Source organism: Ramlibacter sp., from assembly GCF_035706265.1.
Taxonomy (GTDB): domain Bacteria; phylum Pseudomonadota; class Gammaproteobacteria; order Burkholderiales; family Burkholderiaceae_C; genus Ramlibacter.
Genome location: NZ_DASSVG010000026.1, coordinates 1 through 7,684 on the forward strand (window position 1 = coordinate 1; position 7,684 = coordinate 7,684).

The 7,684-nt window shown below is 70.9% G+C and carries 3 protein-coding genes; all 3 read right to left on the reverse strand.

The genetic code is table 11. The features are described 5' to 3' along the window. On the reverse strand, positions 1–3,070 hold a 3,070-nt coding region (locus tag VFM98_RS00925; RefSeq protein WP_325108005.1), incomplete at its 3' end, for an efflux RND transporter permease subunit. Positions 3,071–3,084: 14 nt separating this feature from the next. Continuing rightward, on the reverse strand, positions 3,085–6,264 hold the full coding sequence (locus VFM98_RS00930; protein ID WP_325108006.1) for an efflux RND transporter permease subunit: 3,180 nt from the start codon (positions 6,262–6,264) through the stop codon (positions 3,085–3,087). 115 nt (positions 6,265–6,379) lie between these two features. Beyond that, positions 6,380–7,684 (reverse strand): efflux RND transporter periplasmic adaptor subunit (locus VFM98_RS00935; RefSeq protein ID WP_325108007.1); only part of this gene is annotated, 1,305 nt, incomplete at its 5' end.

Consider the following 7,684-nt stretch of genomic DNA (forward strand, 5'->3'; position numbering starts at 1 on the left):
CGCCGAAGCCGATCGCCAGCGGCAACACCCCGAGGCCGGCGGCCAGCGTGGTCATCAGGATCGGCCGCAGGCGCAGCAGGCAGGCCTCGCGCACCGCCTCGGTGGCGGAGATGCCGCGCGAGCGCTGGGCCTCCAGCGCGAAGTCGATGATCAGGATGGCGTTCTTCTTGACGATCCCGATCAGCAGGAACAGGCCGATCAGCGCCATGATGGAGAACTCCATGTCGAACAGCAGCAGCGCCAGCACGGCGCCGATGCCGGCCGAAGGCAGCGTGGAGAGCACGGTGAGCGGGTGCACCAGGCTCTCGTACAGCACGCCCAGCACGATGTAGATCACCACCAGCGCCGCCAGGATCAGGATCGGCTGCTGCTTGTTGGTCTCGTCCGCCGCGCGCGCCGTGCCCTGGAAGCTGCCGCGCACGTTGATCGGCATGCGGATCTCGTCCTGCGCGCGCTGCACCGCCTGCTTGGCCTGGTCCAGCGTGAAGCCCTCGGCCAGGTTGAAGGAGACGGTGGTGGCCAGCTCCGCGTCCTGGTGGTTCACGGAGGTGGCCGTGGGTTGCTCGTAGAAGCGTGCGATGGCCGACAGCGGCACCATGCTGGTTGCCGCGGTGCTGAGCGCCTGGCCGGTGGAGGCGTCACGCAGCGAGGGATTGGCGCTGCTGCCCGCCGTCACGCTGGCCGTGGCGGTGGACGTGGTGGCCGTCGAAGCCTCGGCGTTGGTCGTCGCCGGGCCGGTGACGCGCGCCGGCACGAAGATGTCCTTCAGCGCCTCGGGGCTGCGGATGTAGCGCGGCGCCACCTGCATGATCACGCGGTACTGGTTGACGTCCTCGTAGATCGTGGCCACCTGGCGCTGGCCGAAGGCGTTGTACAGCGCGTTGTCGATGTCGCGCGAGCTGATGCCCATGCGCGCGGCCGTGTCCTTGTCCACCTCGACGAAGGTCTCGACCCCGTTCTCCTGCTGGTCGGTGTCGACGTCGACCAGCGCCTCCTGCCGCTTCATGGCCTCGGCCAGCCGCGTGGCCCACAGCTTGAGGTCGGCCTCGTTGTCGCTCTTGAGCGTGTACTGGTAGGTGCTGTTGCTCTGGCGGCCGCCCATGCGCAGGTCCTGCACCGGGTTGAGGAACAGGCTCACGCCGGTGACGCGGGCGAGCTGCGGCCGCAGCCGCGCGATCACGGCCTGGCCGCGCTCGGCATCCGCGCCGCGCTCGAGGTTGATGAACATGAAGCCGCCGCCGGCACGCGAACCGCCGGTGAAGGCCACCACCGTGTCCACCGCGGGATCGTTGCGCACGATGTCGACCAGCTGGCGCAGCTTGTCCTGCATCTGCTGGAAGGAGATGCTCTGGTCGGCCCGGATGCCGCCGCTGATCTGCCCCGTGTCCTGCTGCGGGAAGTAGCCCTTGGGGATGCGCACGAACAGGAAGCCGTTCAGCCCGATCACCAGCACCAGGATCAGCAGCACCAGCCAGCGCGCCGCCAGCGCCCAGTCCAGGCTCACGGCGTAGAAGCGCTGCACCCAGGAGAAGCCCCGCTCGGCCCAGCGTGACAGGCGCCCCGGCTGGCGCGCGTGCGCCTCGGGGTGCAGCAGCCAGGCGCACATCATGGGCGTGGTGGTCAGCGAGATCAGCAGCGAGATCATCACCGCGGCCGACAGCGACACCGCGAACTCGCGGAACAGCCGGCCCACCTGGCCGCCCATGAACAGCAGCGGGATGAAGACGGCGATCAGCGAGACGCTGATCGACAGCACCGTGAAGCCCACCTCGCGGGCGCCGCGCAGCGCCGCCTGGAAGCGGTCCATGCCGGCCTCGATGTGGCGCGAGGTGTTCTCCAGCACCACGATGGCATCGTCCACCACGAAGCCGGTGGCCACCGTCAGCGCCATCAGCGAGAGGTTGTTCAGCGAGAAGCCCAGCAGGTACATCACGCCGAAGGTGCCCAGCAGCGACACGATCGTCGCCACCGCGGGGATGAAGGTGGCGCGCGCGCTGCGCAGGAACAGGCTGACCACCAGCACCACCAGCAGGATGGCGATGCCCAGCGTCAGCTCCACCTCGTGCAGCGAGGCGCGGATCGAGTGGGTGCGGTCGGAGGCCACCTCCAGCGTGATGTCCTTCGGCAGCGAGGCCTGCAGCGTGGGCAGCAGGCCGCGCACGGCGTCCACGGTCTGGATCACGTTGGCGCCGGCCTGCAGCGTCACCAGCACGATCACCGCGGGCCGGCCGTTGAACAGGCCCATGGTGTTGATGTTCTCGACCCCGTCGCTCACCTCGGCGACGTCGGCCAGCCGCACCGCCGCGCCGTCGCGCCAGGCCACCACCATGTCGCGGTAGTCGGAGGCGGTCTTGCCGTTGTTGGCCATGCCGGTGCCGGTGTAGATCTGCAGCCGCTGGCCGTCGATGGTGAGGTCGCCCTTGGGCCGGTTGGCCGTGCCGGCCTGCAGCGCCGCCCGGATGTCCTCCATCGCGATGCCGTAGCGGTTCAGCGCGAAGGGGATCAGCTCCACCCGCACGGCCGGCTGCGAGCCGCCGCCCAGCTCCACGTCGCCGACGCCGGGCACCTGGGCGATCTTCTGCTGCACGATGTTGGAGACCGCGTCGTAGATCTGGCCCGGAGAGCGCGTCGGCGAGGTCAGCGCCAGGATGATCACCGGCGACGCCGACGGGTTGGCCTTGCGGTAGGTCGGGTTGCTGCGCAGGTTGGCCGGCAGGTCGGCGCGCGAAGCGTTGATCGCCGCCTGCACTTCGCGCGCCGCGGCGTCGATGTTGCGGTTCAGGTCGAACTGCAGGGTGACGCGCGAGCTGCCGGCGCCGCTGCGGGAGGTGACTTCGTTGACGCCCGCGATGGTGGCCAGCCGCCGCTCCAGCGGGGTGGCGACGCTGGTGGCCATGGTCTGCGGGCTGGCCCCGGGCAGGTTGGCCGAGACCGAGATCACCGGGTAGTCCACCTGCGGCAGCGAGGCGACCGGCAGCTTGAAGAAGGCCGCGATGCCGGCCAGCGCGATCCACACCGTGAGCAGCACGGTGCCGACGGGGCGGCGGACGAAGGGGGAGGAGAGGTTCATCGCGTTCCGCTGCCCTACCCCCCGCCCATGGCACCCCGGGAAGCGGAGCTTCCCGGGGACCCCGCGGCTCCCGCAAGCGGGAGAGGGGGCTGTTCACTCCCTCTCCCGCTTGCGGGAGAGGGTTGGGGTGAGGGTGACTTCCGCCACCGCCGCCCCAGCGCATCGAACCCCAGGTAGATGACCGGCGTCGTGAACAGCGTCAGCAGCTGGCTCACGATCAGCCCGCCGAAGATCGCCAGGCCCATCGGCCGGCGCAGTTCCGCCCCGGCGCCGAAACTGAGCATCAGCGGCACCGCCGCGAACAGGGCCGCCAGCGTCGTCATCAGGATGGGCCGGAAGCGCAGCAGGGCCGCCTGGTGGATCGCCTCGCGCGGCGTCTTGCCCTCCTCGCGCTCGGCGTCGAGGGCGAAGTCGATCATCATGATCGCGTTCTTCTTCACGATGCCGATCAGCAGGATGATGCCGATGATGCCCATCACGCCCAGGTCGTGGCCAGCCAGCATCAGCGCGAGCAGCGCGCCCACGCCCGCGGAAGGCAGCGTGGAGAGGATCGTGAGCGGGTGCACGTAGCTCTCGTACAGCACGCCCAGCACGATGTAGACGCACACCACGGCCGCCAGGATCAGCCACAGCTGGTTGGACAGCGAGGATTCGTAGGCACCGGCCGCGCCGAGGAAGGTCATGGTCACCGTGGGCGGCAGCTCCACGTCCTCGATCGCGCTGCGGATCACGTCCACCGCGGTGCCCAGCGCCACGCCCGGCGCGGCGTCGAAGCCCACGGTGGCCGCCGGGTACTGCGCCACGTGGGTGATCTGCAGCGGCGCCTGGCGCTCGGAGATGTGCGCCACCGCGCTCAGCGGCGTCGGCTCGCCGGAGCTGCTGCGCAACTGGATGGCGTTGAGCGTGTTGGCGTGCGCCTCGGTGTCGGCCCGCGCCTCCAGCACCACCCGGTACTGGTTGGTCTCGGTGAAGATGGTGGAGACGATGCGCTGGCCGAAGGCGCTGTACAGCGCCTCGTTGATGGTGGAGGCATTGATGCCCAGGCGGGCCGCGGTGTCGCGGTCCACGTCCACGAACATGGCGGCGCCGGTGGCGTTGGCGTCCGTGGTCACGTTGGCCAGCCGCCGCTCCTGGCGCAGCCGCTCCACCACCCGCCGCGCCGCGTCGTTGACGGTCGCCGCATCCGGGCCCTCCAGGGAGAGCCGGTACTGCGTCGGCCCGCCCTCCGATTCGATCGTGAGGTCCTGCACCGGCTGCAGGAACAGGCGCGTGCCCGGGACCTTCTGGCCGCGCTCGCGCAGGCGGTCCATCAGCCGCTGCAGGCCCGGGCGCGACTCCTTCAGGTTCACCAGCATGCGGCCGGTGTGCAGCATCGTGTTGTTGGCCGCGTCCACGCCGACGAAGCTGGCGATCGACTCCACCGCCGGGTCCTCCAGCAGCGCGCGCGCCACGTCGGCCTGCAGCGCCGCCATGCGCGGGTAGGAGATCGACTGCGCCGCCTCCACGCGCACCTGCAGCTGCCCCGTGTCCTGCACCGGGAACAGGCCCTTGGGAATGGCGATGTAGAGGACCACCGTGAGGGCCAGGGTGCCGAGCGCCACCAGCAGCGTGGCGGCCTGGCGCTCCAGCACCCACGTGAGCGCGACGTCGTAGCGCGCGATCACGCGGTCGAAGGCGCGCTGGATGCGCCCGCCCAGGCCGCGCTCGGGCTCGCGGTGCGGCTCGATCCAGCGGCCCGACATCATCGGCACCAGCGTCAGCGACACCACCGCGGAGATCAGGATGGTGATCGCCAGCGTGACCGCGAATTCGCGGAACAGGCGGCCGATCACGTCGCCCATGAACAGCAGCGGGATCAGCACCGCCACCAGCGAGACCGTCAGCGAGATGATGGTGAAGCCGATCTCGGTGGCACCCCGCAGCGCGGCCTCCATCGGCCGCATGCCGCCCTCGATGTGGCGCGCGATGTTCTCGATCATCACGATCGCGTCGTCCACCACCAAGCCGGTGGCGATGGTCAGCGCCATCAACGACAGGTTGTTGAGGCTGTACCCCAGCAGGTACATCACGCCGCAGGTGCCGATCAGCGAGATCGGCACGGCGAGGCTGGCGATCAGCGTGGCGCGCGGGCTGTGCAGGAAGAAGAAGATCACCAGCACCACCAGCACCACCGCCAGCACCAGCTCGAACTCCACGTGGTGCACCGAGGAGCGGATGCCGGTCGTGCGGTCGGCCAGGACGTCGACGCGGATCGATTCGGGCAGGCCGGCGGTGAGCTCCGGCAGGCGCTCCTTGATGGCGTCGACCGTGGCGATCACGTTGGCGCCCGGCTGGCGCTGCACGTTGAGGATGATGGCCGGCTGCAGGTTGGCCCAGGCGCCGAGCTTCACGTTCTCGGCGCTCTCGACCACCTGCGCCACGTCCGACAGGCGCACCGGCGCGCCGTTGCGGAAGGCGACCACCAGGTTGCCGTAGTCCTTGGCGGTCAGCAGCTGGTCGTTCGAGTTGATCGTGTAGGCGCGCGTCGGTCCGTCGATGCTGCCCTTGGCGGCGTTGGCGTTGGCCTGACCGATGGTGGTGCGCACGTTGTCCAGCGTGAGCCCCAGCGAGGCCAGCGCGCGGTTGTCGGCCTGGATGCGCACGGCGGGCCGCTGGCCGCCGGAGAGCGTGACCAGGCCGACGCCGTTGACCTGGCTGATCTTCAGCGCCAGCCGCGTGTCGGCGATGTTGCGCACGTCGGTGAGCGGCAGCGTCTCCGACGTCAGCGCCAGGGTCAGCACCGGCGCGTCGGCGGGATTGACCTTGGCGTAGACCGGCGGCGCCGGCAGGTCGGCGGGCAGCAGCGAGGCGCCGGCGTTGATCGCGGCCTGCACCTGCTGCTCGGCGACGTCGAGCGCCAGCCCGAGGCCGAACTGCAGCGTGACGATCGAGACCCCGGCGGCGCTGGTGGAACTCATGCGCGAGAGGCCCGGCATCTGGCCGAACTGCCGCTCCAGCGGCGCGCTGACGGTCTGCGCCATCACCTCGGGGCTGGCGCCCGGGTAGAGCGTCTGCACCTGGATGGTGGGGTAGTCGACCTGCGGCAGCGCCGACAGCGGCAGGAAGCGCAGGCCGACCAGGCCGGCCAGCACGATGGCCAGCATCAGCAGCGAGGTCGCGACCGGCCGCAGGATGAAGGGACGCGAGGGGCTCATTGGGGGCGGCCCTCACCCCGGCCCATGGCACCCCGGAAAGCAGAGCTTCCCGGGGACCCCGCTTCTCCCGCAAGCGGGAGAGGGAGGAAGGCATGGATGCGGTTTGGGGAAGTCGTCACTGCTGCGGCCCGGCCCCGGCTTCGCGCGCCTGGCGGCGCTGCTGGCGGCGCGCTTCGCGTTCCTCGGGGGTGAGCTTCTGGAACTCGGCGAGGCGGGCGGCGCGCTCTTCGGGCGTCATGTCGGCCAAGCGGCTCCGGCCGGGCGCGGAGGCGGCCGACGCCGCCGATGCGGCGGCGATGGCGGCGGAAGCCGCGCGGGACGGAGCAGCCCCGGCGAAGGGGTTGGTGGCTTCGCCGGCGGCGGTGGCGCCGGACGCCGGGCGCCCGCCGCCCCCGGCGGAAGGAGAAGATGCGTCGGCGGCCGAGGCCCCGGTGAGCGGTTCCGAGGCCGCCGGCCGACGGCCGCGGCCGCCGCCTGCGGGCGCTTCGCCCGGCAGCTGCACGTGCGAGCCGTCGCGCAGGCGGTCGGCGCCTTCGGTGATCACCCGCTCGCCGATGGCGAGCCCGCTGACGATCTGCACCCGGTCGCCCAGCGGCTCGCCGCGCACCACGGGCCGCTGCTTCACCGTGTGGTCCTGCTGCAGCACGAACACGTACTCGCCGCCGCCCCCCTGGCGCACGGCCGCGACCGGCACCACCACCGCGTTCTTCAGCGTGCGCACCTGCAGCTGCACGTTGACGAACTGGCTCGGGAACAGCTGCTGGCGCGCATTGTTGAAGCGCGCCTTGGCCCGTACCGTGCCGGTGTTGGTGTCGATCTGGTTGTCCAGCGAGGCGAAGACGCCGGTATCGAGCAGGGTCGTGCGGGTGCGGTCGTAGGCCCGCACCTCCATGAAGGCGCCGCCGTTGTGCTGCAGCCAGGAGGCGTGGTCCTGCGGCACCGCGAACTCGACGTCGATCGGCGTGATCTTGGTGATGGTGGCGATGCCGTTGGCGTCGCCCGTGCTCACCTGGTTGCCCACGTCCACGTTGCGCAGGCCCACCCGGCCCTCGATCGGCGCCGTGATGCGGGTGTAGGAGACGTTCAGCCGCGCGGTGCCCTCGGCCGCCTTGTCCGAGACCACGGCGGCCTCGAGCTGGTTGACCGTGGCGCGCTGGGTGTCGACCTCCTGGCGGGCGATCGAATCCTGCTTCAGCAGGGTCTCGAAGCGCGCCAGCGTGACGCGCGCGGCGGCCAGCTGGGCCTCGTCGCGCATGCGCTGGCCCACCGCCTGCTGCAAGGCCATCTCGAACGGGCGCGGGTCGATGGTGGCCAGCAGCTGGCCCTTGCGCACGGCCTGGCCTTCCTTGAACAGCACCTGCGTGAGCACGCCGTTGACCTGCGGCCGCACGCGCACGGTGGCCTGCGAGACGACCGTGCC